Source organism: Methylocystis sp. IM3, from assembly GCF_038070105.1.
Classification (GTDB): Bacteria; Pseudomonadota; Alphaproteobacteria; order Rhizobiales; family Beijerinckiaceae; genus Methylocystis.
In genome coordinates this window covers 931,085-957,886 of sequence record NZ_JBBPBZ010000002.1, presented here as the reverse complement: position 1 = coordinate 957,886, position 26,802 = coordinate 931,085, and the positions used below count along the sequence as shown (strand labels likewise).

Genomic DNA, 26,802 nt, shown 5'->3' with positions numbered 1-26,802 from the left:
CGTTCACCGGGCAAGAAGCTTCGCAGCATCGGCTTCAAGGGCGGACATGGCCTTTATGTACGGAACGAGGCCGTGGCTGATCCGGGAAACACCCGCTTTGACCAACTTTGAAATGGACGGCATTCCGTCTGAAATCTCGACATTCACCGGCAGCTGCACTTCTTTGGCGATCTGAGCGATTGACGCGATATCTGTGAGTCCAGGAATAAAAAAACCCGACGCACCCGCGGCGCCGTAAACTACTGATCGTTCAATTGCCTCACGAATTGATCTGTGCGACACCCGGCCCTGAAGAAAGACATCCGTTCGCGCATTTATGAAGAATGGAAGACCTTTCTGATCAGCGATCCGCCGAATGACGGCAATACGCCCCGCCTGCCGTCTCGCCGAGTAAAGTCCGCCTCGCCCGATGACCTGATCTTCGAAGTTGATCCCAATTACGCCCAGGTCCATCAAACGTGCGACGTTTGAAGCTAGCTTTTTGTTGTCGCTGCTGTAGCCTCCCTCGAAATCGACTGTCACTGGAACGTCGACAGTCGCCGCAATTCGCGCTACGATTTGCTCAACAAACTCGCGGGGAATTTGCTCCCCGTCCTCATACCCTTGAGCGTCTGCAACCGACCAGCTGCTGGTGGCGATCGCCTTCGCGCCAGCTCCCTGGATCGTCACCGCACTGCCAGAGTCCCACGCGTTGTACAACAGAATTGGTGCCCCCTTTTTATGAAGGGAGGCGAAATATTTGGCTTTTTTGGTTTGATTCATCGCTCCTCCTCTCTCTCGTTGGCGACCCAGTTACGAAACCCGTGCGCGTGGTCGCCATTGCTTCTCACTATCGATAGAGCGGCGCCGGGAATGAGCGGAGCTCCAGCGGACTTACTCGCCCGATGGACCGCGGCCGAGTCTAAAAGTCCGAAGCGTAACAGAATAACGCAGCACATCCATTGGCGCGAGGCTGTGCTGCCAGACGGTGCGCGCCGGCCCATGAAGCAAGTAGACCGACCGCGGCTCGATGTATGCGGATCGGCGCTCCCAGCCCTCGCCCATTTTCCGTCGCAGGCGCAAGGTACAGGGCGCGAGAAACGACACGGCGACGATATCTTCATACGATGCCCGGTCGAGATGCCAGCCGATCCCCGCGCCGTGGGCGTACTCGGTAATCATAAGCTGCGCAAAAGCCTCCGCCGGCTCCCCGCTGATCTGGCTCGCTATTTCGGTTAGCGGCAGGAGGTAATCCGGAATGCTTGCATCATCGCGCGGCTCCTGTCCCGCGAAGATATACTCGTGGCCAAAGGTATAAATGCGACGGTTGCCTTGGTAACCATAGAATTCGAAGGGCTTCAACGGTAGCTTTTCGAATTGCGCGACGAGGCTCTTTTCCTGTGCCGGCGTGATGACATCCGGGATGTAGCGGAAGCCCGCGGGCAGCTTCGCTGAGGGTTTGGCCCGCAGATCGGGTTGACCGAACAGGTCGCTCATGCCGGCGCCGGCGCTTCTGGTGGATCTCTTCGCCGAAGGGGAGTTCGTGGGCATTGCTTCATGGAAAATCGCGTTGTTGGGAGTCGGATGAGGAGAGCGGGCCTATTTTTCGCAAGCCTTACCTTCGTTCCGAGCGTTGACGGCTTGCAGTGGGGCTGCCGCGAGCTTCACCTCGACAATCGAGCTTCGCTCTATGACGCGCTGGGCACCGCCTCAAGTGTCCAACAGCCTCGCGATTTACTCGTTGAGCTGGTCTTGCCAGTCCGCGGGAACACGACCCTCCGGTCCAAGACAAGGCTGGTCGAGCGGCCGCGACCGCGGTGGCGTATGTATGGGCCCATAGAACGGCTTTTCCGTGCGATAATTCCAGAACCAGTCCTCGCCCGGCTCGAAACTCGTCGTGACGAAATGACCGGTTTCGCGGAAATGCGCTGTCGCGTGCTGATTGGGCGATGTATCACAGCAGCCATTGTGCCCGCACTTTGCGCAACGCCGCAGGTGAAACCACCACTGGCCGTTGGCGAGGCATTCGACACATCCGGTCCCGCTTGGAGTCACATGAGGGTCGATGGCTTCTGATACGTCGTTCATTTGCCGCTCCGATATCGCGCGTGCGGAAGTGATCTAATCATTTTCCAGATGCGCGCGCGGTCTGCAAGCTCTCCTTAGCCCGTAACTTGACGCCTGTCTATCGGTAGATAGATGTTGACCGATATTTTCTCCCGAGCTATTCAACAGTGACTATCTATCGATAGGTCATGAGCACAAGGGAGAATGGCATGCGTTTCAAGGACAAAGTTGCAATCGTTACCGGCGGAAACTCCGGCATGGGCAAGGAAGTGGCGCGCCGCTTCGTGGCAGAGGGTGGCCGGGTGGTCATCAACGGCCGCAACGCGGCAAAGACAGAGGCAGCGGTCCAAGATATCGACCCAACGGGTGAGCTAGCGGCCGCCCAAATAGGCGATGTCGCGTTGCCGGCGACCGGGGAGGCAGCCGTGAAAGTGGCTCTCGACCGCTTCGGGCGGCTTGACGTGCTGTTCAACAACGCGGGGATTTTTGCCCCGAGGCCGTTCCTCGAGGTCGATGAAGCCGAGTACGACCGTTTCGTCGACGGCATCCTTAAGGGGAGCTTCTTCACCGCGCAGGCCGCGGCCAAAGCGATGAAGACCGCCGGACGAGGCGGCGCGATCGTTCAAACCGGTTCGATGTGGGCCTTGCAAGCGATCGGCGCCACGCCGTCGGCGGCGTACTCTGCGGCCAAGGCAGGCGTGCATGCTTTGACGAAAAATCTCGCCATCGAGCTCGCGCCGGACAAGATCCGGGTAAACTCCATCGCGCCGGGCGTGATCGAAACCCCAGTGTTCAACACCTTCCTCACGGACGAGCAGGTCGCCAAGGTGCTTCCGACATTCAATGCGATGCACCCTCTTGGCCGCAACGGCCAGCCAGAAGATGCCGCGGAGGCACTGCTGTTTCTCGCCTCGGATCAAGCGAAATGGATCACCGGCGTCATCCTGTCCGTCGACGGAGGCATCATGGCCGGGCGACAGTAGACACCCAGCGACGCTGAAGCTCGGCTACCGAAGACGGCGACTGCCCTGTTGTGGCTTGATAGACCGCTGACGATGGTCGTCGCCAGGCGCAATTCAAGGGTGGCGGGCAGATCCACAAGCGATGCTACCAAAGCGGGCGCGTGATGGACTGAGGTTTTGCGCAATAGCGAGAAACGCACATGGACGCACGCAATAATCAGAGCGCATCCTGCTACAAACTGGAAGTCGATCGAGAAACGGCGATCGCTACATATCCGGCTGAAGGGCAACATCATCACCTTCATCCCTACAGAAGCGCTGCCGGAGATAAGCGGCCAGGGAGCTGTCGCTCGTCTCATCGCGGTCGCACTTGAGGATGTGCGCGCGCGTGGCCGGAAACTCCGCTCGATCTGCCCGTTGGTTACCTCCTATGCCCAACGTCATCCAGAAGTCCACGACCTGCTCGCAGGAGGAACGACGTGAAGCGCAGTGCGGCCAAGAGCCCGCCCAGCTCTGAGCCCCGCGTCTCGGCAGATTTCTTTTCTCAAGATGTTGAGAGGGTCGCGCGCGGCTTGATCGGGATCACACTCCTTATCAACGGCGTGGGCGGGCCCATCGTCGAGACGGAAGCATATGACGCCGCCGATCCTGCGTCGCACAGCTATCGCGGCCGATCAGCTCGAAACGGAAGCATGTTCGGACCTCCGGGGCACTCCTACGTCTATCGCAGCTACGGCATTCATTGGTGCCTGAACCTTGTCTGTGGCGCCAAGGTTGGCGGCGCGGTTTTGATCCGGGCAATCCAACCGGTGTTCGGCGTCGATGTCATGGCAAAAAGGCGAGGCCTGACTGATCCTCGCGGCGTCTGTTCCGGACCCGGCCGACTTTGCCAAACACTCGCAATCGATGGAAGGCTTGATGGCCAGCCGCTCGACCGCCCGCCGTTCGACCTCGCTGGCCTTCCCCTCACGAGCGTTCGGGCAGGTCCGCGGATCGGCCTCACCCGGGAGAAGGAGAAGCTTTGGCGCTTCTGGTTGGCGGAATCTCCCTTTGTCAGTCGGCCCGTACCACGCGCCCCTCAGAGGAAAGCGCAGGGATGATCCCAGGTAATGTCCGAAGCTCTAGCGCTTCAAATGAGCCCGCATCGGCGCCATATTGCAGGGGGACAAAGCAGCATGGTGCTGCGCACTCATCTTCAAACGCCCGTCGTCTAGGAGCAGCGCATGAGCAATGCGTTCAAATCCATCGCGTCCCCGGTCGGGTTGCTCAAACTCGTCGCGAGCGACTCAGCTTTGATCGCGGTTCTGTGGGAAAACGGCGATCCGAAACGGGTCTGGCTCGGGCCCCTTGTCGAAGACCTCGAACACCCCATTCTTTGTGAGGCGGAGCGACAGCTCGCAGAGTATTTTGCCGGAGCGCGCAAGTCATTCGATCTCCCGCTCGCTTTTGTCGGAACAGCCTTCCAGAAACAGGTCTGGTCTGAGCTGCTCAATATCCCGTTTGGACAAACACGGACCTATGCCGATGTTGCTACCGCGATCGGCAGGCCGAGCGCCTTCCGCGCCGTCGGCGCGGCAAATGGAAAAAATCCGATCTCCATCGTGGCGCCGTGCCATCGCGTGATCGGCAAGGACGGCTCGCTCACGGGCTTTGCCGGTGGCCTCGAAGCCAAGGAGTTCCTCCTCGGAATCGAAGCTGTATAGGTTACGTTCGGTGGCCTCGGCGCAAGTCATGGCGGAGTCCTGCCGTTTCGCCTTTCATTAGGTCACGAACAAGATCTGGCGGCTTTTTCTGACGCGGTCGGAGAAGCTGCCCAGAGGTGTTGCGCGGCATAAGCACGCCAAGGGCGCCACGCTTCGGCGCGGGCCAGCAGCTCGACGGCGTTCGGGCGTATGCCCGCCTCATTGGCCAAGGCGCGCATGAGACCGACATCGGCGGCCGGAAAGGCATCGGGCTCACGCATGCCTCTGAGGGCGATGTATTGCGCCGTCCATTCGCCAATGCCCGGCAACGCTCTCAGGCGCGTGATCCCGTCTTCGAGACTGCGACCGATGTCAAGTAGCTTTTGGTCGGCGGTGACAGCCGCGGCAATGGCGCTTATCGCACGCGCGCGCGCATTGGGCATGCCGAGCTGTACCTCTGCATTAGCAAGGCGTTCGGGCCTTGGAAATGCGTGGGTCAGCCGCGTGTCTCCAGTGGCGGAGGTTTGCGCGGACTCACCATAGTCGGCGACAAGCTTGGTAGCGAGGTCAATGGCGGCTCGCACTGTGACCTGCTGGCCGAGGATCGCGCGCACGGCCAATTCAAATCCATCCCATCCACCAGGAGCTCGCAGGCCCGGCCTTGCGGCGATCAGCGGCGCTAGAGCGGCATCACGCAACAGGTGTTCGTTGATCGCCTGCGGGTCGGCGGAGAGATCGAATACCCGACGCAGCGTCGCGATAATGACGGGCAGCCGGGAAAGGTCGTGGAATCGCACGCGGGCGATTAGCGCATCCTCGTCTCGAGCTGGCGTTATCTGGACGGCACCGATCTTGCCATCGATATCGATCACGCGGTTGTATGCGCCGCCATCGACCAGCTCCACGCCTGGAACAGCACGGGCAGCGAGGAAGCCGAGCATAGCCTGCCAGTCGTACGGCGGCCGATAGCGCAACCGCACAGTCACTTCGCCTCCCAGGCCCGCCGAAATCTCCTCGGCCGATGCGCGCCGCAGCGCGCTCGGGCGCCGACCGAAGAGTTTTTCGAATGCCATGTTGAATCTGCGGATGGTTCCGAAGCCGGATGCCAGCGCGATCTCACTCATCGGGAGACGTGTCTCGTGCAACAACTGTTTGGCCAGATGTACTCGGCGTGTCTGTGCGACGGCGGTTGGTGACGCCCCAAGATGTTGACGGAAGAGCCGGCGTAGCTGCCGCTCGCCGACGCCAAAGCGTTTGGCGAGCGAAGTTACATCGCAGCCGTCGTCAAGCGCTCCATGCTCGATCAGAGTAAGTGCGCGATTGACCGTATCGGACGCCCCTCGCCAGGCACTGACGTCAGGAGCGGTCTCCGGGCGGCAGCGCAAACAGGGCCGAAACCCCGCTTCCTCGGCCGCTGCTGCCGTAGGATAGAAGACCAGGTTCTGTCGTTTCGGCGTGGTAGCCGGACAGATCGGGCGACAGTAGATCCCCGTAGTCTTTACCGCGCCGAAGAATCGGCCGTCGAACCGCGCGTCGCGTGTCCTGACAGCGCTGTAGTAAGCATCCTGACCGAGGTCCATGACGTGCAATATGGGGACGCGCGACCCGACAGTCTCGCGGCTTTGGGACGTCGTCGGCTCGCGCAATGGAGCGAACCGAGTGCCTCTACAACGCTCTTTCACGCGCTCTCAAGCAACGCCACGGTGCCTTCGCCTCCGTCAGCGCATACGCTGACGATTGCTCGTGATCCCTTCGGCATCAACGCGAGCTCCTTGACGGCTTGGCTCAAATCGCGCGCCCCGGTCGCACCGAATGGATGTCCGATCGCCACAGAGCCACCGTGCGGATTGACGCGATTCCAAGGGAAGCGGCCGAAATCACGTGCGATCTTCGTATGCTCGGCAATCCAGCCCGGCTTTTCCATGGCTGCAACGTTTGCTAACACCTGCGAGGCGAACGCTTCGTGGATCTCCCACAGGTCAATGTCCTCGAAAGTAAGGCCGTGCCGGTCCAGGAGTCGCGGGATGGCAAATGACGGGGCCATCAAAAGACCGTCGATAGAAAAATCGACGGCCGCGATCTCATAGTCGACGAGTTTCGCCGAAGGTACCGTGTTGGGCAGCCGTGCGCGGCCCTTGGCGGACACGACCCAAACGGCGGCCGCGCCATCGGTGATCGGGGACGAATTTCCCGCCGTGAGCGTGCCACGTCCGCTCGTTCGATCGAATGCAGGGGGAAGTGCCGCAAGCTTTTCGAGCGACGTGTCCCGGCGCGGATTGGCGTCCTTTGCAAGTTCTGGAAGCGGCAGGACGAGGTCATCGAAGAAGCCGTTGTCCCAGCTAGCCACGGCGCGCATGTGGCTCTGATAGGCCCAATTGTCCTGAGCATCGCGACCGATGCCCCACTCCTTCGCGGTGTCCTCCATGTGGTCGCCCATGGTGCGCCCGCTCATCCGGTTCGCCCAACCTTTGGTCGGGAGGATGAAATCCGCCGGCGTCAAGCTGGAGAGCGCCGTCATTGCCTCAGCCGGGTTCTTAGCGATCAGGCTGCGCAGTCGATCGCTCGTCGTCAACGAAATGCCAATCGGTGCGCGGCTCATCGTCTCGGCGCCTCCCACCAGCACGGCATCGAGATCTGGGCCGATCATGCCGGCCGCAGCGAATGTCGCCGTCATGCTGGTCGAACAAGCGAGCACAACCGAGTACGACGGCACCGTCGCGTCGAGCTTCGCCTCTAGCCAGATCTCTCTTGCGATGTTGCTCCAGCCGAGACTCGGAAGGACCGTGCCCCAGACCATGAGATCGGGCTTTTGATCGATCACTTGCCTTGCCATTGCCTTGACAATAGGCACAGACAGGCCGATCGCATCGTACCCCGCAAGCGCACCACCTCCGCGGCCGAACGGAGTCCGCAGCCCCGAAGCGAGATAGATGTCTTGAGCAAAACGCCCCATGGATCATTCCTCAGATAGGCTTTGACTTTATTAGCCATTGCGTGGAGGTCAGTCGCTCCCGACACGCGCCGGATGTCTCGCAGAGACCAATTGACCGGGATCAGTCGTTCTCAAAACATCGCAGAGGCTATGAATAGATCTGAGCAGCCTTCTTCTGCAGCGCTTCCATTGTCTCGATGTACGGGATTGGGCCATAGCTCACGCGAGCAACACCCAGCTTCGAAAGTTCGTCGATTGGCGGCACGCCCTCCATCACCATGACATTAACGGGCAGCGTCGTTTCCTCGACGATGCGCCTGATCTGATCCGCGTTGGTCACGCCTGGGATAAAGAAGCCGGACGCTCCGGCGACGGCATAGGCATTTTCCCGGTGAAGCAGTTCTTCGACATCAGCACTATTTCCGAGGAAGACGTCGGTCCGAGCATTGATGAAAAGAGGGACATTCTTGTTCTCTGCCGCACGCCGAATTGCAGCAATGCGCTTCGCCTGCCTATCGATATCGTAAAGGCCTTTGCCTTTCACGATGCGATCCTCAAAGTTGACCCCGACGACTCCGAGATCGATCAGCCTTGAGATATTGGAGGACAGCGTGTGATCATCATCGCTGTAGCCACCTTCGAAATCAATAGTGAGGGGCACATCGACGCTTGAGGCGATCTTTCCAATCACCTGCTCCACGATGGAGATCGGAAGATTTTCCCCATCGTCATATCCTTGCGCAGCGGCAACAGACCAACTGCTGGTGGCGATCGCCTGCGCGCCGGATTTGACGATAGCTTTAGCGCTGCCTGCATCCCAGGCATTGTAGAGAATAAGCGGCGCCCCCTTGACATGAAGCGCCGTGAACTTCTCGGCTTTTTCGAGTTGTCCCATCGTCCATTCTCCTCGTTCGGAAAGCCGCACTACCCCTATCGATGCGAGTAAGGATGGGGACAGTTCGCTTGCCCAAAAGCCCTATCTGTCGTTAAATCGGTGGAAAATTAGTGCTTTGAATCGGGACTGTCAACGCCTATCTATCGATAGAGAGCCGTGATTTAAGCACTGGCAGTCGCGGTTTAGGCCGGTTGGCAATTTGCAATCGACACTAGGTGTCCGCTTTCACTGCAAAGGTGAAGACAGAAGCAGCGAAATGGCGCACCCGGAGCCCTTTTTGGCAAATTTGCCCACCTGTGGCCGGCGGGGCCTTTGCTAAGTCTCTGTAAGCAATGTCCACGAGCGCGATGAGCGAGAACAATCCATCATGAACCAAGATGCGAAGCGCGAGTGGCTCAATACCAATGTCCTTTACGCGGTTGCGGTCGCAATCTGGATCGTAGCGATCTGGATAACAGCGTTTTATGTCGCAAGCGCTGCTGTCGCGGATGAAAGCGCTGGCGTCGGCGGGAATAGCTTCCTGCTAGGTGGTTCCTTGGCGACAGCTGGTGTTCTCACAGTCTTTTCCGTTCGCGAACTCATCGGTGCCTATAGAGCCTGCTTCGCAACGAGTGCAGAATACTCTGCAAATAGAGTTCAACCCACCCCCACAAAGGAGACAAAAAAAATGACTAAACCTGGACTGTTTGTTGCTCTTGAAGCCAAGCCTGGAAAAGAACAGCAGTTGGCAGATTTCTTGAGAAATGCGTTACCCCTCGTCGAGGCTGAACCGGCCACGGCAAGCTGGTTTGCGATTCAAATAAGTCCATCGAAATTCGGAATTTTTGACACCTTCTCCGATGAGGCCGGACGGGAAGCTCATCTGGCGGGAGAGGTGGCCAAAGCTCTAATGGGGCGTGCGGCGGATCTATTGGCGAGCGCCCCGTCGATTGAAAAGCTCGAAGTATTGGCGGAAAAGCTCCCGAATCTGCGGTGAACGCATATCAAGGTTGCGTTCAGATGTCGGATGCGGCGCTTGTGGAAAACAACGAAAGTCCTTCGACTTCCAACGGGATCGCTATGGAAATCGTCGTCCTCGGTTTCAACAGCTGTTTAGGAGCAGGATTCGTTGGGTCCGTCGATATGTTGAAGCTCGGCTCGCAAATTATCAGCAAGGAAGGCAGATATCAGTCTTTCAAGGTTTTGACCGCAAGTTTCAATGGCAAACCGTTCGAGGATAGCAGTGGGCGACTTTTGAATGTCGAAACAGAGATAGCAGCGCTTACTGGTTTAACTGCGATACTGGTGCCGGGCTACCTTTGCGATGATAACGCTAAGTACCTTTCGACTCCAGAGATTGCGGCCCTGGCAGCGTGGATTCGTCGCCAGCACGCAATGGGAGCGTTGGTATGCGCATCGTGCAGCGGTGTATTCATACTTGGCGAAGCGGGCCTGCTCGATGGACGTCGCTGCACCACCACGTGGTGGCGTCACGACGAGTTGAAGGCAAGATATCCAAGAGCGGACGCTATATGGGGTGCTCCGCTCATCGAAGATCAAAGGGTCGTAACCTCTGGCGGTCCGCTGTCGTGGATTGACTTGTGTCTACATATTATTCGTTCGCTTTGTGGTGACGATGCGGCGAAGTTAGCTGCTGATTTTGCGGTCGTAGATACCGCGCCCTCAACGCGCACGGTGTATGTTCCGCTTAGCCATTTATCGGCAGCCAATCCATTTTTACTTGAAGCGGAACATGCGGTCAGGGTTGCAGGTGAAGAAACTGTGACAGCGCAAGATCTCGCTCGAACGCTGGGTACTTCGGATCGGACACTGAATCGGCGATTGAAAGAAGCCACCGGCGAGACCCCCAAGCAATTTATAGACCGTGTACGTTTCGAAACCGCGCGCCTGTTGCTCGAAACAACCAACTTTCCTGTGAAGCAACTAGCTGCAAATTCCGGGTACTCGGACGCAGCGAGCTTTCGTCGAGCGTTCTATCGATACTCCGGCATGACGCCTGGTGCCTACCGCCGAAATCACGGCCGAGTAAATTAGTGCGACCGTAGCTGCTCAGACACTATATCGTCGACGCGCCATCTGGCGAAAGTTACTAAGCACGGAGCGACTCGACCCCAATCGCCCAGCAGAAAATGATGTGAAATTCCGTGGTGCGCCAGGGTCAAAGCTTGCTCGTGAAAGTGGTTATGTTGACGCGCGCCGGGAACCACGGCGGTCGCAGGCGCGAAGACTGTCTTTTGTTTTCGTTCGCGAAGAAGATTCTGACAAGGCATCTGGGTCAGGAACCCGCTCGAAGAGAAACACGTGTTCGTCATCGCTGCCGCCATGGCGAACAAAAATGGCGGATTGCCACGGGCGGTCATGATCAAGCGAAATGTAAACCGCGCGATGTGGACTACCAAGGAACCTCGAGACATTACGCTGCACCGTAGCCGAGACGATGCGAAGCGCGAACGGAAAATTGAGGCAAGCTAGCGAAGCGAGGGATCGAAACAAGCGCCCGTGAGGGCGAGAGCCGATCTCGGATTTTAATCAAGACCAGTGGGCATATGGGCTGCTCAAAAGCGCGGGCTTATGACTGCAACCGACCAAATTGAGAAAAAGCCCCAAACGTCCTTGCTGAGGACGCGTCCATACATGCACTCCAGGTGATTGACATTTGTTCAGTTCCCAGCATATTTTCATGACATCTATCTATCGTTAGATAGCCCATGCGCGAACATCAGTGGGGCCAACGATGAAAAGTCCGCTTTGGCAATTAGGGGCAGGTTCGGTCGCTCGTCATCGCTTCGCAAAGCTAGGCGTGAGGTTTTGGACCGGCTCGACAATAGCGGCTTTAACGAGCGCTTTTATTCTGACCGCATATTGTCTCACCGCACCCAATAGCACGGCCGTAGCGCCAACTCCCCCGAGCGTTACTGTTAGCGTGCCACTTCTTCGCGATGTCGACAGCAAAGCACAATTCCTTGGTCAGTTCTCTGCCGTCGATTATGTTGAATTGCGGCCTCAAGTGGGAGGCACACTCACGCATATCGGCTTCAAAGACGGAGATATCGTCGAGAAGGGAGAACTCCTGTTCGAGATCGACCCCACGCCCTACCAAATTAAGTTGAGCGAGGCGACGGCACAATTGAAAAGTGCAGTTGCGCACCTCGATCTTGCGAATCGGGAAAAATTGCGGGCGACAACGCTCGGTCGGACCGGCGCAGGAACTACTCAAAGCGTCGATCAGCGCAACGCAGAATTTCAAGCCGCGCAAGCCGCCGTGGACAACGCAAGAGCCATGGTGCGGGATGCGCAGTTTGATTTAGATCACTGTCGAATCGTCGCGCCTTTTAAGGGCCGCATGGGTTCCCACCTCGCATCCATCGGAAATCTCATCGCGGGCAGTCGCGCGGGAGCAAGCCCCGCTACTCTACTTGCCACGATCGTGTCGACTGATCGCATATATTTAAATTTCGACATGAGCGAAGCCGACCTCCGGGACTTCTTACTCCTCCATCACAAGATCCAGACCCTCGCGAGCATAGTGGATGTATCTCTAAGCGACGAGGCCGGCTTCACCCATCAAGGCGTGTTAGACTTCGTCGATAATTCAATTGACCGTTCCAGTGGAACAATACATGCGCGTGCGACCATTCTCAACGAAGATCTATTGTTGACACCAGGTGGGTTTGCTCGAGTCCGGCTGCAAACCACGCCCCCCTCACCCACCTTGCTTCTGCCAGACGCTGCTATCCTTCCCGATCAGTCGCAACACATCGTCTTAACCGTAGGTCCGAACGACACTGTCGTGCCAAAACCCGTTCAATTGGGCGATCTTCGAGGAGGCCTCAGAGTCATTCGTTCAGGGCTGACTTCGACTGATCGTGTCCTAATCGACAGCATTCCCACGGTCGCGCCAGGGTTAAAAATCATTCCCCATACCGGCTCGATCCGATTCGTCTCCGGTCGGGACTAAACTAAGGTCTACCTATGAAACTGTCACATTTTTTTATAGACCATCCTCGGTTCGCCATAGTGGTGAACATCTTCATCGTCGCATTCGGATTGCTTACGATGGCATCCTTGCCCATCGCTCAGTACCCGAACATAGTACCTCCGACGATCCAGATTACGACGCGTTATCCTGGTGCCTCAGCCGAAACCATAGCCCGCACTGTCGCAACGCCATTGGAACAGGCCGTCAACGGCGTAGAGAACATGGATTACATCTCTAGTCAGTCCACAGGAAACGGTTCGCTTTCCATCACAGTGATATTCAAAGTCGGCACCGACGCGAATACTGCGCTTATGCTTACTCGCAATCGTGTGCAGGACACGCTATCTCGACTCCCGCAGGAAGTTCAACTCCAGGGCGTACAAGTCAAGAAGACAATCCAGGCGCTCCTGCTCGGCGTGCACGTCTATTCACCGGATGGCTCTCGTAGTGCGGAATATCTATCAAACTACATGCTACGTGTCAGGGATGAGATCGCGCGCATCCCGGGTGTGGCCGACTTCTGGGCCCTTGGCGAACGACAGTACGCTATGCGGATTTGGATCGATCCGGATAAGGCGGCCGCTTATAATATCAGTGCAAACGAAATTCTGAACACTCTTCGAGCCCAAAACGCGCAAGTTTCCGCCGGCACGCTAAACCAGCCGCCGGTCACGACAGACGCTGCCTATCAGGTAAATGTCGAAGCGCTTGGTCGCCTCACAACACCCGAAGAGTTCGCTAACATCATTGTGAAATCAGATATTCATGGGCGCGTCACTCGCATTCGCGACATCGGGCGTGCCGAGGTCGGTTCGGTAGATTACGGCTCCAAGGCTTATGCGGATAACTATGTATCGGCACCGTGGTGGGTCATCGCCACTCCCGACGCAAACGTCGTGCAGCTGCACCACGCGATCTGGGAAAAAATGGCTGAGCTCAAGAAAGACTTTCCAACCGGGGTTGACTATATCGATCACCTCTATGACCCGACCAATTTCGTCGATCAGTCGATCGAAAATGTCGTCCTCACGATCTTCGAAGCAGTCTTGCTCGTGGTCGCAGTAGTCTTCCTATTTCTGCAAAGCGTTCGGGCAACGATCATTCCCGTGGTGGCCATCCCAATATCACTCGTGGGTACCTTCAGTATTCTTGCCGCTTTCGGCGCATCGATTAATAATCTGTCGCTGTTCGGTATGGTGCTGGCCGTTGGCATCGTAGTGGATGACGCCATCGTGGTGGTTGAGAACGTCGAACGAAACATGGCGCTCGGCAAGACGCCTCGAGAGGCAGCCCATCAGACAATGGATGAAGTATCTACAGCGCTGATCGCAATTGCACTGACGCTGTGCGCTGTGTTCATTCCGACGGCTTTCATCTCGGGCATTTCGGGACTGTTCTTCAAGCAGTTTGCGATAACGATAGCCGCCTCGACGTTGATCTCTGCCTTTGTTTCTCTCACACTAAGTCCGGCACTTTGCGCAGTTTTTCTCAAGCAACACAGCCATCATTCCGAACGTTTCGAGAGCCGGATTCTGGGGACTTCTTTTCAACGTTTCAACAGCGCCTTTGAATGCCTGTCTTCGAACTACAGCGAATTGACGCGTCGGCTGGTCCGAGGGACTGCGGCTATGTTTGCTGTATACATCGGGCTAATAGCCTTAACGGGCCTGCAGATGGCTCGAATGCCGACAGGCTTCATTCCAGATCAGGACATCGGGTATCAGGCGATCGTTGTTATGCTGCCGCCAGGCTCGAGCTTGGAGCGCACTGACGCGGTCGTCCGCCAAGTCAATGAAATCGCCCTGAAAACACCAGGCGTAAAACATACTTCTCCAACGACTGGGTTTGACGTGACAACCAATACAGTCGCGCCAAATGTTGGAACGATCTTCACATCGTTACCTTCACTCTACGGTGAACACGAGGCCGGCGTTAACGCAGCCGCGATGTTGCCAAGATTGCGAAAACGGTTGGCGGGCATCAAGGACGCAGTTATCATTGTGGTCAACCCGCCTCCTGTCCAAGGCTTGGGAGCGCCGGGTGGCTTCAAATTTATTCTCGAGGATCGAGCCGACCTCGGAGCCCAGGCGCTCGCGAAGGCGGCCAACGATCTTGTCGCCGCGGCCAATAAGGATAGTAGGTTCGCGAACGTATTCACTCTCTATAATTCTGGCGCGCCGTCTTTGTACGCCGATATCGACCGGATGAAGGCTGAAAAGCTTGGTCTCGCGCCATCAGATGTGTTCTCGACCCTACAGCTGTATCTTGGCTCCCAGTATGTAAATGATTTCAACTTTTTGGGCCGAACATATCCGGTATTCGTCCAAGGGGACCAGCAATTTCGACAATCGGCGCAGCATATCGCGGGATTCAAAGTCCGCAATGCAAGCGGGGAAATGGTGCCGATTGGAGCGGTGACAACGTTCAAAGATCGCACATCGCCGTACCGTGTCCCGCGCTACAATCTCTATCCGGCGGCGGAGATACAAGGCACTGCGGGGCTCGGCGTCGCATCCGGCACTGCGATGCGAGCCATGGAAGATCTTGCGAGGCACGTACTTCCGCCTGGAGTCGCATATGAATGGACGGACTTGGCTCACCAGCAAGAGCAACAGGGTATCTCTACCCTCGCGATTTTCGCGGCCTCTGCCGTCTTCGTCTTCCTCGTACTCGCAGCCCAATATGAGAGTTGGAAGACACCGTTGTCGATCGTACTTATCGTTCCAATGTGTCTGCTTGCCTCGGTCACCGGCTTGCAAATCAGGGATATGCCCATCGACATTTTAGCTCAGATCGGATTCATCGTGCTGATTGGACTTGCAGCGAAGAATGCGATCCTGATCGTGGAGTTCGCAAGAAAGCGAGAGGATGAAGACGGTGTAACAAGCGAAGAAGCTGCGACACATTCAGCTCGAACCCGACTCCGTCCGATCTTGATGACATCATTCGCCTTTATCCTTGGCGTTGCGCCTCTTGCCGTTGCCACTGGCGCGGGAGCGGAGATGAGGCAATCACTTGGGACAGCGGTCTTGTTTGGCATGCTCGGCGTCACCGTGTTTGGGCTCCTATTCACGCCGACGTTCTACGCCTTCGTGCGAAATTTCGGTCACGAGGAGCGAGCTTAATGCGAATTCTAGGAGCTCTCCACCTAATTCGGTGCTGGCTACTCATAGGCATGACCTTGACGAGCTGCACTGTTGGCCCGAATTATGAACCGCCGCGACTTGAATTCGTCTCCTTTCGGTATGGAAGCGAAAACTTGGAAAAGAGGGAACGCGCTGCTCCACCCCTCGATCGCTGGTGGGAAGGATTCAGTGATCCAGTACTGGTCGCGATTGTGCAAAGGGTGTTGGATCAGAACTTTGAGCTCGCAACAGCTTTCGCTCGAGTGCAGGAGGCGCGCGCTGTCGCAGCCGAATCCGACGCACAACGCCTACCCACGGTTGCTTTCGATACTTCGACGACATTCGAACATCAGAGCCTTGATGGTAAGTTAGGTACGATTGCAAATGGTCTTCCTACCTTTTACCGTGATCAACGAGATTATCGTATGGGCCTTGTCGCGAGCTGGGAGATAGATCTCTTCGGAGGGATTCAACGAGGCGCCGCCGCGACGCAGGATGAAGCACAGGCAGCCGAAGCTGACCAGGCGGGGAGCCGTGTAATCGTTGCGGCTGATGCGGCGGATGCCTATTTTCAAATATGTGGCTTTCGTGGGCGGCTTGCTATTGCCGAGAGCCAAATTCAAACTGATGAGCGCCTTCTCAAATTGGTACGAGATCGTTTTAAAGCCGGTGCTGCGCAAGCGCGGGAAGTAGCGCAGGCGGAGGCGCTTTTGCAACAAGCCCGCGCAACTGTTCCATCACTCCACATCGCGCTCGACCGACAGTTGAACCGGTTAGATGTTCTTATGGGTGTCCAACCTGGCACATATAGCCGTGAAATCGCGATTTCACGTGACATTCCATCTGTCCCGGCAATCCCACGAAAGGCTCAACCAACCGAGATCCTCCGTCGTCGACCTGACGTGATTGCCGCAGAGAGACGACTCGCTGCTACTAGTGAGCGAATTGGAGCAGCAATCTCCGACTATTATCCGAAAGTGTTCCTTCCTGGAGTACTGGGGCTTGATAGCGTGAGTGGCGCGCGGCTTTTCACTCCCGGAGCTCTTGGAGCGTTGGGAGCTGGCGCTCTGCGGTGGAGATTATTTGATTTCGGCAAAGTCGATGCGGAAGTCGCAAAGGCGCGCGGAACCAACGCCGTCGCACTGGCGAACTACCGACAAACCATGCTTCGCGCGATTGAAGACGTTGAAAATTCTCTATCCGTCTTTATCCAGACGCAACACGACTCGGCTGAGCTCAAAGCAGAAGTAAAAGCGCTTACCAAGGCGCGTGATTTATCGGAGCAGGCCTATCGCGCGGGTTCGATTACGCTGACAGACGTGCTAGACGCAGACCGACAACTCCTGTCTGCCCGAGATCATCTCAGCGCTAGTCGAGCCGACGTTGCAAGAGCGGCCGTAGGCGTCTTCCGATCGTTTGGTGGCGGCTGGACTCCATGAGCGCCCCTCCAGGATAGAAAGAGGCTCGTCTGAATTAATCGAGCGGCCCAAGTGTCGGAGCGGAAGACGGTTCATAATCATACGCGTTTTCGCCCTAATCAGCTTCTGCACAGGTGGAGCGAGTTGGCACCATGGCCGCGGCGGCGATCTTGGTGAGACCAGCAGCCCGAAAGCGAGATAGAGAGCGCCGGCCGCGAGCAACGCGCCCGCGGCGTTGTAGCTGAAAGCTAATAGGAGTTCTGGCGAATATTCCGTGTCGTGGCGCGACAGGCGGTAGATAAGCACAATGAAGGTTACGCCGTGGAATGCACCCTGTTTTGACCGGACACCGGGCATAGCCGATAAGGCATAGGCGTAAACCTATGAATACGACTATGACCAATGTTCTCCAGACCCCGGTTTCGCGTCGAAGCCATCACATTCGTCCGGCGTCGCCGGCGTTGGAACGCCGCCGAGAAGGTCCGTCTCGTCGAGGAGGCCTCCCAGCCGGGAATGAGCGCTTCCTTCGTCGTCCGCCGGTCCGAGATCGCGCCCTTTCAGCTCTTCGCCTGGAAGCACTGCATGGCCGAGGGCGGTCAGGGCTCCGTGGCGACCGACGAGGACGTCGTCGGCGCCTCGAAGATCGCTACCTCGAGAGAAAGGTCCGCGAGCTGGAGCGCCTGCTCGGCAAGAAAGCCATGGAGGCGGAAATCCTCCGGTTGGCTCTCGACGCAGCGCGCGCAAAAAGCCGACCTTGCCGCTCGTGTGGTGAAAGGAGGATGCTTCCCAATGAGCTGCGCTGCCAAAGCGCTGAGCGTCGCTCGCTCCAATCTCGCCGAGCGCAAGAAAGGTGCGACCAAGCCCCGCGGGCGCTTCCGCAAAGCCGCGGACGCGGAACTGACACCGCTTACCCGCGCCATCGTCGACGAGCGGCCAACCTATGGCTATCGGCGAATCTGTGCGCTAGCGAACCGAACGTTGCGGACCGAGGCAAGTCGCCCGTGAACGCAAAGCGTGTGCTGCGGATCTTGCAGAACAACGGGCTGACGCTCGAACGTCATACGGCGCGCCGGCCGGGTCTGCAGCTATTATAAGAGCACCGCTGACAACGCCGCCGTTCGAGCGAGCATTAAGAGCCTCGATTCGGATGCGCATAACCGAACTTCCTTCTATACCACAGCCAAAATCCGCCAAGAGCGCTGATGGATAGGAATGAAGTCGCTATTAATTCACGGATCGACGTCTCGCCTACCGTGAACTCGAAGGTTGCATTGTACTCTTTTGATCCATTTTCGTCCCTCGCTCTAATAAGAGCAACATACTTCCCTCGTTCTAAGAAATTGTGTTCGTAAGTTAGAGTCCCGCTGTTGAATTTTGTGGGAGGGAGATATGCTTCAAGTGATTTTTCATTCCACGTCATCTCGCCGTCTATGCTTCCAGTAGCCTTGATTAGGCGAAGCTCAATGGTCATATCACGCAGCTCATCTTGCATAGAGTCGACTACGATTATAGTAGGGCCAGTTTCCGGAATTTCCTCGCAAAATTGATTTCGAGACCTTAGCGGCTGGTAGAATGCAAAGGTAAGGACATCAGGCCCTATCCTTGCAACGCATTGCTCGACCTGCTGGATAGGGCCTCCCGTTACCTGCTGAGCTTCCACTGGCGCTTGAAGCGAGATTGCGGCGACGAAGGCAAGTAGCAACCTCATCATCGTTCTTTCACCTGCTTGATCCAACAAATTGATCGGTGCCAAGATTTGCTTCCCCCCTGACGCGATACGCAGCCATGGGCTCCATCGCTCCTTGGGGATTGGCTTGAGACACCGAATTCTCGGATAGATTGGGATTCGGGCTCTCATTGTCGGGAGGTGTGACGTCCATGCTTTCGCGCACTGGGCGTTTGCCCTGCAGAAGGTGCTTCATCTCCTCGCCCGTCAGCGTCTCGAACTCCAGCAGGCCATCGGCCAGCGTGTCGAGCTGTGCCTTCTTCTCCGTCAGGATCTGCCTCGCCTTGTCGTAAGCCTCCTGAACAAGCCGGCGCACCTCGGCGTCGATCATCTGCTGCGTCGCCTCCGACAGGGTCTGCTGGCGCCCGAGCGAATAGCCCAGGAACTGCTCCTGCTGCGGCTCGGCATAGGCCACCGTGCCCAGCTTGTCCGAAAACCCGAGCTGCGTGATCATCGCCCGCGCCACCCGCGTGCATTGCTGGATGTCGGAGGCGGCGCCGGAGGTGACCTTGTCGTGGCCGAAGATCAGCTCCTCGGCGACGCGGCCGCCCATGGCGATGGCCAGCATGGCCGTGAGCTGTTCGAAGGTCTGCGACACGTGATCGCGCTCGGGCAGGCCCTGCACCATACCCAGCGCGCGGCCGCGCGGGATGATCGTCGCCTTGTGGATCGGCATCGCGCCCGGCACGGTGAGCTGAACCAGCGCGTGGCCGCCCTCGTGATAGGCCGTCAGCTTCTTCTCTTCCTCGGTCATGCTGAGCGTGCGGCGTTCCGCGCCCATCATGATCTTGTCGCGCGAGTCCTCGAACTCCTGGTTCGTGACGATGCGCTTCGAACGACGCGCGGCGAGCAGCGCCGCCTCGTTGACGAGGTTCATCAGATCGGCGCCCGAGAAGCCCGGCGTGCCGCGCGCGACCACCTTCAGGTCCACATCCGGCGCCAGCGGCACCTTGCGGGAATGAACCTTGAGGATCTTCTCGCGGCCGATGAAGTCGGGGTTTGGCACCTGAATCTGACGGTCGAAGCGGCCCGGACGCATCAGCGCCGGATCGAGCACGTCGGGGCGGTTGGTCGCGGCGATGAGGATGATGCCTTCATTCGCCTCGAAGCCGTCCATCTCCACGAGCAGCTGGTTCAGCGTCTGCTCACGTTCGTCATTGCCGCCGCCGAGGCCGGCGCCGCGATGACGGCCGACCGCGTCGATTTCGTCGACGAAGATGATGCAGGGGGCGTTCTTCTTAGCCTGGTCGAACATGTCGCGCACGCGGCTCGCGCCGACGCCCACGAACATCTCGACGAAGTCCGAGCCCGAGATCGAGAAGAAGGGCACGCCCGCTTCACCCGCAATGGCGCGGGCGAGAAGGGTCTTGCCAGTGCCGGGCGGGCCGACCAGCAGCACGCCGCGCGGGATGTGCCCGCCGAGCCGCTGGAACTTGCCCGGATCGCGCAGGAACTCGACGATCTCCTGCAAATCTTCTTTCGCCTCGTCGACGCCCGCGACGTCGTCAAATGTCACCTTGCCGGACATCGCTGTAAGGAGCTTCGCTTTTGACTTCCCCAGTCCTGTTGATCGGATGCCGCCGAGCCCGCCGGTTTGCGTGAAGCGCCAGAGATAAGCCCAAATTGCGATCAAAATGATCGGCAACCCGATTGTCAGCACGGTCCACCAAAAGCGCGTCCCTGCGCTTTCAGGCCTTGCTGTGATTTCGACCTGAGAACTTAAAAGTCTCTCAGACACGTTCGTGTGCGGCGGCGAGTAAGTTTGGAAGGTGCGATTGTCGCTGAAGTGACCGACTATTTCCTGCCCGGAAATGGTAACATCGTGGATGCGACCTTCATGCAACTGCGATAAGAAATTGCTAAAGGTCATCTCGAGACCAACGTTCTTTCGCTGGCTTTGAAGGTAGAACGTCGATACGAGCAGACCAACGACCACGAAAAAGAAGATCCATGGCGATAGACGCTTCCACACGGAATTCATAATGCACCTCTTACCGCTGATCCTGTCTTGGCTCTTGCTTGTGCTCGGTGGTTCGCTAGTTCTGCGGTCGTTCAAAATCGGATGGTGCACTAAGGTCATTAAGTCCCCTCTCGGCCTGAGAACTGCCGAGAGGGGTAAGCATCGCCGGGAGCAATAGACACAATCCCCGTGCTGCCTTTCGTTAGGAGGTCCGACGGACAGCGCGGGGAACAGTCGTTACTCGCCAGTAAGAAGGGCGACGCCTTCCTTGCCCATGAGGCGATGGATGTTCAGCAGAAGCTGCAACACGACGCCAAACACACCGAGCGCCATCCACCCGAAGAACACGAAGCCCCAGTGTAGCGGAGCCACGAACAGCTCTTCCATGAACCAGAAGGTGTGGCCCCATTCATTGAGACCAACGTTCGGGATGATCATGAACGGGCCAATCGACACGATCAGGTAGGCGAGCGAGTATCCCTTCGAGAAGTAAGGAATCCGCGTCTTCGCATGGAAGAAGCAGCCGATCGCCAGGATCGAGTAGATCGGATAGCTCATGTAGAATTCGATGATATGCGACGGAGTGAAGTCAGTGTCGCGAATCACCGTCATATGCCAAGTGCCATCCTGCTCGGTGAAGAAGGAGGCACCCCAGTAAATAGCCGCGGCGTAGGCCACGAGCCACTTCACGTTATCGACAATGGCGCGCATTTCTTGACGCGGCGTCACCGTCGACATGTCACGAACGCGAGTCTTCCAGAGATAGCCTGCGAGAGCCAAACCAGAAATGAGTTCCAGCGGGATTTCTGTCCACAGAATGCTCATCCAGTAGGTCTGGAACTCGGGAGCAAAGGAGTCGAGACCTGCGCGCCAGCCATAGATCTGCTCGTAGATGCGCACGATCAGATAGAAGCTGTTGAGAAGAGCAAGTCCGATCCATAGGCCTCTGAGGTCAACGATTGGCTTGGCTTCATCAGCCACGCCGACCGCAGTCTGCGTAGATATGCTCATTTTCATCCTCCGGTTTCCGGGGGGGAACGTTTCCTCCGGTGACGCAAATGTCCTCGACCTTGCGATTGTTTGCAGCTAGTCTAGTTTGACAATAATGATACCGGGTCTGCCAGCGTGTTTGCCAGATTCGATACAAAGTTTGCCAAGCATTGGGGCGAGCGATGAATGTCGTAGTTCTCGGCTACCGCAACTGCATCGGATCAGCGTTTCTTGGCGCTGCCGACTTGCTCACGATGAGCCTCCGCATGCTCGCACGGCCGACCAAGCCTCTACCATTTGAGCTCGTCACCGCCAGCTTCAGCGGTGCGTCTTTCGAAGACGGAAGCCGAAGGCGCCTAGAGGTCGACAGAGGACTTGAGTCAATCAAATCCTGCAACGCCATTATTATTCCCGGTTACATATGTGATGGAACAAACCGTCTTGATCTCTCACCTGAGATCGGCGCGATCGCGGCATGGTTGAGACGCCAACACGCACTTGGAGCGACCGTGTGCGCCTCTTGCAATGGAGTTTTCATTCTCGGAGAAGCTGGTCTCCTTGACCGAAAGCGGTGTACAACCACGTGGTGGCGTCACGACGATTTAAAAAGCATATATCCGCGAGCGCAGGTTGTATGGGGCGCATCTCTTGTCGAAGATAATCGTATTGTTACCGCGGGCGGCCCGCTGTCGTGGATTGATCTTTCGCTCCGTGTCGTACGCTCCCTTTGCGGCGATGACGCCGCGAAAAAGGCGGCGGATTTCACGGTCGTCGATACCGCACCTTCAACTCAAACGGTCTATGTTCCTCCTGGTCATTTAGCAGCGTCCAATCAGTTCTTGCTTGAAGCGGAACGTGTGATCCGCCAAGCTGGCGACGCGGCGCTTACAGCTAGACAACTCGCCATCGCACTTAATGCATCTGAAAGAACGCTCCATAGACGTCTCAGGGAAATCTCTGGAGAGACGCCGAAGCATTTTATCGACCGTGTCCGTTTGGAAAAAGCTCGGACCCTGCTTGAGACCACGGGTCACTCAATCAAAGAATTAGCTCAGTCTTCAGGATATGCAGATCAAACAAGCTTTCGTCGCGCCTTTCTGCGATATTCTGGAATGACGCCAGGAGCCTATCGGACGTGGATTAAGGCCCGTAATGGAGGTGCGCAGAAATCGCACTCAAACGGCGAGATGCAAAAGTGATTAGAAAGTTCTGTGTCCCTCCGCTTAAACGCATAAATCGGAGCAATGCCTTGCACGTTCGAATAGACGTCTTTGACGCCTTCGGGACCATCTTCGACGTGCATTCCGCGACTATCAGGCATCCTGATGTCTTCGGCGATAGAGCGGATCAGCTTTCTTCTCTTTGGCGCGCGAAGCAGCTCGAATATACCTGGGTCTTAAACAGCCTCGGACGTTACGAGCCGTTCGACTTGTTGACCGCCAGAGCATTGGATTTTGCTCTTGAAGCTCTCGGCCTCGGCGCGAACCGTTCTGTTCGCGACGAACTTCTCCAGGCTTACACACAGCTCGCAATATTCCCTGACGTTCTTCCGGCACTCGAGCGTTTGAAAACAGCTGATCACAAGGTGGTGATATTCAGCAATGCTCCCCTCCGTATGCTAGACGCCTCGCTGGCGTTCTCAAATATTGATCATATGATTGATGAGGTGATTTCGGTTGAGCAGGCTTTAGCTTTTAAGCCTGACCGGAGAGCTTATGCCCTATTAAACCGATGGCGAGGAGACCCGAAAGGGCCGGTATTTTATTCGTCAAACCGATGGGATATTGCAGGAGCTTCATCAGTAGGGCTGCGGACCATTTGGATCAATCGGAGAGGCAGTCCGGATGAGTATTCTGATTTAGCACCAGCTTCCATCGCTGAGACGATGATCCAAGCGATTTCAATGACGTAAAGACTGCAACCAAATCCATAAAACAGAGTTGCCGCAGGTTGAATTAGCGTCACTTCTCGCGTGCTGGACCCGGTCGCCTGGCACAAGCTCAATCATTTGATGCTGCGCGCCGGCAGAGAGTGCGTTGAATCATAGAACGCCGTGCGCGCCAACCCGCTGTGGCGTCTGCTGACCCGTCCTTGCACGTGGGGTTTCGCACGACTGATAGCGTCTCGCAGTCAAGCCCGGATGCGCCCCGACGGCTCTTGGACGTTGAATCATCCCGCCGTCGTGGATCGTCGTATGAAAGCCGCTTGATCAATTTGTTTAGTCCCGGACTATGACGGCATATATTCGCGAGCAATCAAACGGGATGCCAGATACTTCACGGGAGCGCTCGCACGACAGAGGCGGCACTTCGAGCGATACAACGAAGTCAAGAGAGCATTGGGACGCTCGCGAGCCGCTACGGAACCAATCCGAAGACGGTAGCGAAGTGGAAGAAGCGGACCACGCCAGCCGATGCGCCGATGGAGCCGAAAGCGCCAGCCTCGACAGTGCTGACGCTGGAGGAAGAGGCGGTCATTGTCGCTTTTTGCAAACACACGCTCTTACCGCTGGACGATTGCCTCTACGCGTTACAGGCGACGATCCCACATGTGACGCGTTCGTCCTTGCACCGCTGTCTCCAGGCATGGGATCAGCCGGCTGCCGGACATCGAAGGCAATAAGCCCGTCGGAAAGAAGTTCAAGGCCTATCCGATCGGCTTCTTCCACATCGACATCGTCGAAGTGAGAACCGAGGAAGGAAAATTCTACCTTTTTCGTGGCGATCGACCGCACAGCGAAGATCCCCCTCTCCGGGCTCACGCCCTATGAATACGTCTGCAAAAAATGGGTAGACGAGCCGGAGCGGTTCACAAGTGATCCGATCCAGCTCACTCCGAGACTATGCACCTAAGCGGAACGCACCCCAAACCGCTCCCCAACATGAAAAAGCCCGTTCTGTGCGCGAGCGCCCGCCGACTTCTAACCGTAGATAGTCTCTTTCCCTACGCCCACTGAGCGCGGGCTTCCTCCCCCGCACGCTCGTGTTACACCCATTTCCGTGAAGGGGCGTGACCGGCAAGAATCCAGCAAGCCCAGAGGTGGCTTTAGATGATCGACCGACTAAGGAGAACAACCGCGCGCTCGACTATCAGTTTGGTCGGCAGCATGACATCGAAGCGCAGCCGTCAGTGGCGGGAGGCAGTATGGAGACCAAGTTTCTAACGCCCGAAGAAGTGAGCGAGCGTTATCGTGGAAGTGTGTCCGTGGGAACGTTGCGCAATTGGCGAGCCATGAAAGTTGGGCCCTCGTTCGTGAAGATCGGAAAGGCCGTCCTCTATCCGATTGACGAGCTTGAAGCTTGGGACCAGAGGAATAGAGTGCGCTGCCGTGCGTTCAGGCGACTCGACGAGTCTGTCGGTGATCAGGCGTGACGATCACGATTGGGCGTTCAAGACATACCCCACTCCACCACACCACCAACTGATGAAATCTGAAAAAATGGCAATATTTCATAGCGTTATGAAATCCGCAGGGGTGGCCCATAACCATCCGTCTGGCGATCCGACGCCCTCGGCCGCAGATATTCGCATGACGAAGGAGATCGCCGCCATCGCCCAGCCTTTCGGCATCTCCGTGCACGATCATCTGATCGTCGGGCGCAATGGGCAGACGAGCTTCCGGGGGCTAAAGCTGATTTGACCCCGCTCGCGGCCCTCACGCGGGCGAGACGCTCGGTCCTCGTCACCCCGCTCATCATCGCCACCGCGCTTTTCATGGAGCAGCTCGACGGCACGGTGCTCGCCACCGCTCTGCCCGCGATGGCGTCGGATCTTCACGAGGACCCCGTCTCGCTCAAGCTCGCGCTCACCTCCTATCTCCTGTCGCTCGCCGTCTTCATTCCTCTCTCGGGCTGGGCGGCCGACAGATTTGGGGCGCGCCGGGTCTTTCGGGCCGCGATCGTCGTCTTCACCATCAGCTCGGTCCTGTGCGGCTTTTCGCATTCGCTCGTCGAGATCGTCGCGGCGCGCATCCTTCAGGGACTGGGCGGCGCCATGATGGTTCCGGTTGGCCGGCTGGTGCTTCTGCGCACCTCTCCGCGTCACGAACTCGTGCGCGCCATGGCCTGGCTCGCCATGCCCGCGCTCATCGGGCCGCTGATCGGACCGCCGCTCGGCGGCTTCCTCGCGACCTTCTTCGACTGGCGCTATATCTTCTGGATCAATGTGCCAATCGGCCTCCTTGGCGTCGCGCTGACCACGCGCTTCATCCCCGATCTCAAGGAGGAAGACGCGCCCCCGCTGGACAGGACCGGCGCGGCGCTCTCCGGGGTCGGCCTGTCCTGCATCGTCTTCGGCGTCACGCTGATCGGCCGCAACGTCGCGCCGCCGCCGCTGGTCGCGGCGATCATCGGCGTCGGCGCGGCGTCGCTCCTTGCCTATGTCCGGCATGCCCGGCGCGTCGCGCATCCGATCATCGATCTCTCGCTCCTGCGCATCCCGACCTTTCGGGCCGCAATCTACGGCGGCTTTCTGTTCCGCATCGGCCTCGGCGCCGTGCCCTTCCTGCTGCCGCTGCTGCTTCAGGTCGGCTTCGGGCTGAGCGCCTATCAATCCGGGTTCCTGACCTTCATTTCCGCGGCCGGGGCCATGGTCATGAAGACCACGGCGCAGCCCATATTGAAGCGCTTCGGCTTCCGCCGCGTGCTGATCGGAAATGCGCTCATCGCCGTCTGCTTTCTCGCCGCCAACGCCTTCTTCACCCAGGCGACGCCGCATTGGCTCATCATGACGGCGCTGCTCGTCGGCGGCTTCTTCCGCTCGCTGCAATTCACGGCGCTCAATGCGATCTGCTACGCCGACGTTCCCCGTGACTCGATGAGCAACGCCACGAGCTTCGCGGCCGTGGGCCAGCAATTGTCGCTTTCGACGGGCGTCGCGGTGGGCGCCGCCGCGCTCGAGGCGGCGCGCGCCTTCCATGAGGGCGGCGCGCTGCGGGCGGGGGATTTTGCGCCGGCCTTCTTCCTCGTCGCATCCATATCCGCGCTGTCGCTCTTCAGCTTCATCCGCCTCGCGCCGAGTGCCGGGGATGAACTCACGGGGCGCGCTGGCCGGCAGCCTCTCGCCTGACTATCTCTCGAAGAGACGCG

23 protein-coding genes and 3 pseudogenes are annotated in these 26,802 nt (G+C 57.7%); 17 read left to right on the top strand and 9 right to left on the bottom strand.

The annotated features are described in order from the left end of the window. Positions 1–3 precede the first annotated feature (3 nt). The 3 genes from WOC76_RS06400 to WOC76_RS06390 all read right to left on the bottom strand — a co-directional run bounded on the left by WOC76_RS06400 (position 4) and on the right by WOC76_RS06390 (position 2,067). Positions 4–762, bottom strand: a complete 759-nt coding sequence (locus WOC76_RS06400) for an isocitrate lyase/PEP mutase family protein (protein ID WP_341108200.1) — start codon at positions 760–762, stop codon at positions 4–6. A 111-nt stretch (positions 763–873) separates the two neighbouring features. Further along, positions 874–1,476 carry an alpha-ketoglutarate-dependent dioxygenase AlkB gene (locus WOC76_RS06395; protein WP_341108202.1) on the bottom strand — a complete coding sequence of 201 codons (603 nt, stop codon included), beginning with the start codon at positions 1,474–1,476 and terminating at the stop codon, positions 874–876. 237 nt (positions 1,477–1,713) lie between these two features. Continuing rightward, on the bottom strand, positions 1,714–2,067 hold the full coding sequence (locus WOC76_RS06390) for a UBP-type zinc finger domain-containing protein (protein WP_341108203.1): 354 nt from the start codon (positions 2,065–2,067) through the stop codon (positions 1,714–1,716). A 188-nt stretch (positions 2,068–2,255) separates the two neighbouring features. Here WOC76_RS06390 and WOC76_RS06385 point away from each other — a divergent pair, with 188 nt between their 5' ends. From WOC76_RS06385 to WOC76_RS06375, 4 genes are all read left to right on the top strand, one after another. Beyond that, complete coding sequence (locus WOC76_RS06385) at positions 2,256–3,029, top strand: SDR family NAD(P)-dependent oxidoreductase (RefSeq protein ID WP_341108204.1); 774 nt, start codon at positions 2,256–2,258, stop codon at positions 3,027–3,029. 156 nt (positions 3,030–3,185) lie between these two features. Beyond that, a complete protein-coding gene (locus WOC76_RS24265; protein WP_341108205.1) occupies positions 3,186–3,491 on the top strand; it encodes a GNAT family N-acetyltransferase in 306 nt (101 codons plus the stop codon). Further along, positions 3,488–4,108, top strand: a complete 621-nt coding sequence (locus WOC76_RS06380; protein ID WP_341108207.1) for a DNA-3-methyladenine glycosylase — start codon at positions 3,488–3,490, stop codon at positions 4,106–4,108. The genes WOC76_RS24265 and WOC76_RS06380 overlap by 4 nt, the downstream gene beginning before the upstream one ends. Before the next feature lie 123 nt (positions 4,109–4,231). After that, positions 4,232–4,711, top strand: a complete 480-nt coding sequence (locus WOC76_RS06375; protein ID WP_341431334.1) for a methylated-DNA--[protein]-cysteine S-methyltransferase — start codon at positions 4,232–4,234, stop codon at positions 4,709–4,711. A gap of 62 nt (positions 4,712–4,773) precedes the next feature. Here WOC76_RS06375 and WOC76_RS06370 read toward each other — a convergent pair whose 3' ends face one another. From WOC76_RS06370 to WOC76_RS06360, 3 genes are all read right to left on the bottom strand, one after another. Continuing rightward, a complete protein-coding gene (locus WOC76_RS06370; RefSeq protein WP_341108833.1) occupies positions 4,774–6,270 on the bottom strand; it encodes a DNA-3-methyladenine glycosylase 2 family protein in 1,497 nt (498 codons plus the stop codon). 98 nt (positions 6,271–6,368) lie between these two features. Next, positions 6,369–7,643 carry a thiolase family protein gene (locus WOC76_RS06365; RefSeq protein WP_341108210.1) on the bottom strand — a complete coding sequence of 425 codons (1,275 nt, stop codon included), beginning with the start codon at positions 7,641–7,643 and terminating at the stop codon, positions 6,369–6,371. 127 nt (positions 7,644–7,770) lie between these two features. Next, positions 7,771–8,517 carry an isocitrate lyase/PEP mutase family protein gene (locus WOC76_RS06360; RefSeq protein WP_341108212.1) on the bottom strand — a complete coding sequence of 249 codons (747 nt, stop codon included), beginning with the start codon at positions 8,515–8,517 and terminating at the stop codon, positions 7,771–7,773. A gap of 367 nt (positions 8,518–8,884) precedes the next feature. On the opposite strand from WOC76_RS06360, the gene WOC76_RS24260 reads away from it, so the two are divergent. From WOC76_RS24260 to WOC76_RS06325, 7 genes and pseudogenes are all read left to right on the top strand, one after another. Beyond that, positions 8,885–9,493 carry a putative quinol monooxygenase gene (locus tag WOC76_RS24260; protein ID WP_445730649.1) on the top strand — a complete coding sequence of 203 codons (609 nt, stop codon included), beginning with the start codon at positions 8,885–8,887 and terminating at the stop codon, positions 9,491–9,493. Next, positions 9,490–10,551, top strand: coding sequence for a GlxA family transcriptional regulator (locus WOC76_RS06350; protein WP_341108214.1), 1,062 nt, complete (start codon positions 9,490–9,492; stop codon positions 10,549–10,551). Before WOC76_RS24260 ends, WOC76_RS06350 begins: the two co-directional genes overlap by 4 nt. A 267-nt stretch (positions 10,552–10,818) precedes the next feature. Continuing rightward, a complete protein-coding gene (locus WOC76_RS06345; RefSeq protein WP_341431333.1) occupies positions 10,819–10,989 on the top strand; it encodes a hypothetical protein in 171 nt (56 codons plus the stop codon). 262 nt (positions 10,990–11,251) lie between these two features. Next, positions 11,252–12,475: an efflux RND transporter periplasmic adaptor subunit gene (locus WOC76_RS06340; protein ID WP_341387711.1), complete on the top strand. Its 1,224-nt coding sequence runs from the start codon at positions 11,252–11,254 to the stop codon at positions 12,473–12,475. 14 nt (positions 12,476–12,489) lie between these two features. Continuing rightward, the gene (locus WOC76_RS06335) at positions 12,490–15,621 is read left to right on the top strand and encodes an efflux RND transporter permease subunit (protein ID WP_341431332.1); all 3,132 of its coding nucleotides are present in this window, start codon (positions 12,490–12,492) and stop codon (positions 15,619–15,621) included. Between the two features lie 50 nt (positions 15,622–15,671). Then, complete coding sequence (locus WOC76_RS06330) at positions 15,672–17,060, top strand: TolC family protein (RefSeq protein WP_341108219.1); 1,389 nt, start codon at positions 15,672–15,674, stop codon at positions 17,058–17,060. Between the two features lie 381 nt (positions 17,061–17,441). Next, positions 17,442–18,118, top strand: a pseudogene (locus WOC76_RS06325) (transposase); the annotation flags it as partial. Between the two features lie 50 nt (positions 18,119–18,168). On the opposite strand, the gene WOC76_RS06320 reads toward WOC76_RS06325, so the two are convergent. The 3 genes from WOC76_RS06320 to amoC form a co-directional block, all read right to left on the bottom strand. Further along, positions 18,169–18,747 (bottom strand): hypothetical protein, encoded by a 579-nt coding sequence (locus WOC76_RS06320; protein WP_341431331.1) that lies wholly within the window; start codon positions 18,745–18,747, stop codon positions 18,169–18,171. A gap of 10 nt (positions 18,748–18,757) precedes the next feature. Beyond that, on the bottom strand, positions 18,758–20,746 hold the full coding sequence (ftsH, locus tag WOC76_RS06315) for an ATP-dependent zinc metalloprotease FtsH (RefSeq protein WP_341387698.1): 1,989 nt from the start codon (positions 20,744–20,746) through the stop codon (positions 18,758–18,760). A gap of 216 nt (positions 20,747–20,962) precedes the next feature. Further along, a complete protein-coding gene (gene amoC / locus WOC76_RS06310; RefSeq protein ID WP_341387696.1) occupies positions 20,963–21,736 on the bottom strand; it encodes a bacterial ammonia monooxygenase, subunit AmoC in 774 nt (257 codons plus the stop codon). Positions 21,737–21,897: 161 nt separating this feature from the next. Between amoC and WOC76_RS06305 the strand changes: the two genes are divergently transcribed. The 6 genes and pseudogenes from WOC76_RS06305 to WOC76_RS06280 all read left to right on the top strand — a co-directional run bounded on the left by WOC76_RS06305 (position 21,898) and on the right by WOC76_RS06280 (position 26,782). Continuing rightward, positions 21,898–22,914 carry a GlxA family transcriptional regulator gene (locus WOC76_RS06305; protein WP_341108220.1) on the top strand — a complete coding sequence of 339 codons (1,017 nt, stop codon included), beginning with the start codon at positions 21,898–21,900 and terminating at the stop codon, positions 22,912–22,914. Positions 22,915–22,964: 50 nt separating this feature from the next. Further along, entirely contained in the window at positions 22,965–23,627 is a 663-nt protein-coding gene (locus WOC76_RS06300) for a haloacid dehalogenase type II (protein WP_341108221.1), read from the top strand. A 329-nt stretch (positions 23,628–23,956) separates the two neighbouring features. Beyond that, positions 23,957–24,474, top strand: a pseudogene (locus WOC76_RS06295) (IS481 family transposase); the annotation flags it as partial. A 385-nt stretch (positions 24,475–24,859) separates the two neighbouring features. After that, a complete protein-coding gene (locus WOC76_RS06290; protein WP_341108835.1) occupies positions 24,860–25,087 on the top strand; it encodes a helix-turn-helix domain-containing protein in 228 nt (75 codons plus the stop codon). A gap of 103 nt (positions 25,088–25,190) precedes the next feature. Further along, positions 25,191–25,355, top strand: a pseudogene (locus tag WOC76_RS06285) (JAB domain-containing protein); the annotation flags it as partial. Then, the gene (locus WOC76_RS06280; RefSeq protein ID WP_341108223.1) at positions 25,352–26,782 is read left to right on the top strand and encodes a DHA2 family efflux MFS transporter permease subunit; all 1,431 of its coding nucleotides are present in this window, start codon (positions 25,352–25,354) and stop codon (positions 26,780–26,782) included. The pseudogene WOC76_RS06285 and the gene WOC76_RS06280, both read left to right, overlap by 4 nt. Positions 26,783–26,802 lie beyond the last annotated feature (20 nt).

Excerpts from the sequence above, each read along its gene's own strand:
- WOC76_RS06400 (WP_341108200.1), bottom strand. The coding sequence starts at position 762 with ATGAATCAAACCAAAAAAGCCAAATATTTCGCCTCCCTTCATAAAAAG.
- WOC76_RS06395 (WP_341108202.1), bottom strand. The coding sequence starts at position 1,476 with ATGAGCGACCTGTTCGGTCAACCCGATCTGCGGGCCAAACCCTCAGCG.
- WOC76_RS06390 (WP_341108203.1), bottom strand. The coding sequence starts at position 2,067 with ATGAACGACGTATCAGAAGCCATCGACCCTCATGTGACTCCAAGCGGG.
- WOC76_RS06385 (WP_341108204.1), top strand. The coding sequence starts at position 2,256 with ATGCGTTTCAAGGACAAAGTTGCAATCGTTACCGGCGGAAACTCCGGC.
- WOC76_RS06375 (WP_341431334.1), top strand. The coding sequence starts at position 4,232 with ATGAGCAATGCGTTCAAATCCATCGCGTCCCCGGTCGGGTTGCTCAAA.
- WOC76_RS06370 (WP_341108833.1), bottom strand. The coding sequence starts at position 6,270 with ATGGACCTCGGTCAGGATGCTTACTACAGCGCTGTCAGGACACGCGAC.
- WOC76_RS06365 (WP_341108210.1), bottom strand. The coding sequence starts at position 7,643 with ATGGGGCGTTTTGCTCAAGACATCTATCTCGCTTCGGGGCTGCGGACT.
- WOC76_RS06360 (WP_341108212.1), bottom strand. The coding sequence starts at position 8,517 with ATGGGACAACTCGAAAAAGCCGAGAAGTTCACGGCGCTTCATGTCAAG.
- WOC76_RS24260 (WP_445730649.1), top strand. The coding sequence starts at position 8,885 with ATGAACCAAGATGCGAAGCGCGAGTGGCTCAATACCAATGTCCTTTAC.
- WOC76_RS06340 (WP_341387711.1), top strand. The coding sequence starts at position 11,252 with ATGAAAAGTCCGCTTTGGCAATTAGGGGCAGGTTCGGTCGCTCGTCAT.
- WOC76_RS06335 (WP_341431332.1), top strand. The coding sequence starts at position 12,490 with ATGAAACTGTCACATTTTTTTATAGACCATCCTCGGTTCGCCATAGTG.
- WOC76_RS06330 (WP_341108219.1), top strand. The coding sequence starts at position 15,672 with ATGACCTTGACGAGCTGCACTGTTGGCCCGAATTATGAACCGCCGCGA.
- WOC76_RS06320 (WP_341431331.1), bottom strand. The coding sequence starts at position 18,747 with ATGAGGTTGCTACTTGCCTTCGTCGCCGCAATCTCGCTTCAAGCGCCA.
- ftsH (WP_341387698.1), bottom strand. The coding sequence starts at position 20,746 with ATGAATTCCGTGTGGAAGCGTCTATCGCCATGGATCTTCTTTTTCGTG.
- amoC (WP_341387696.1), bottom strand. The coding sequence starts at position 21,736 with ATGAGCATATCTACGCAGACTGCGGTCGGCGTGGCTGATGAAGCCAAG.
- WOC76_RS06305 (WP_341108220.1), top strand. The coding sequence starts at position 21,898 with ATGAATGTCGTAGTTCTCGGCTACCGCAACTGCATCGGATCAGCGTTT.
- WOC76_RS06290 (WP_341108835.1), top strand. The coding sequence starts at position 24,860 with ATGGAGACCAAGTTTCTAACGCCCGAAGAAGTGAGCGAGCGTTATCGT.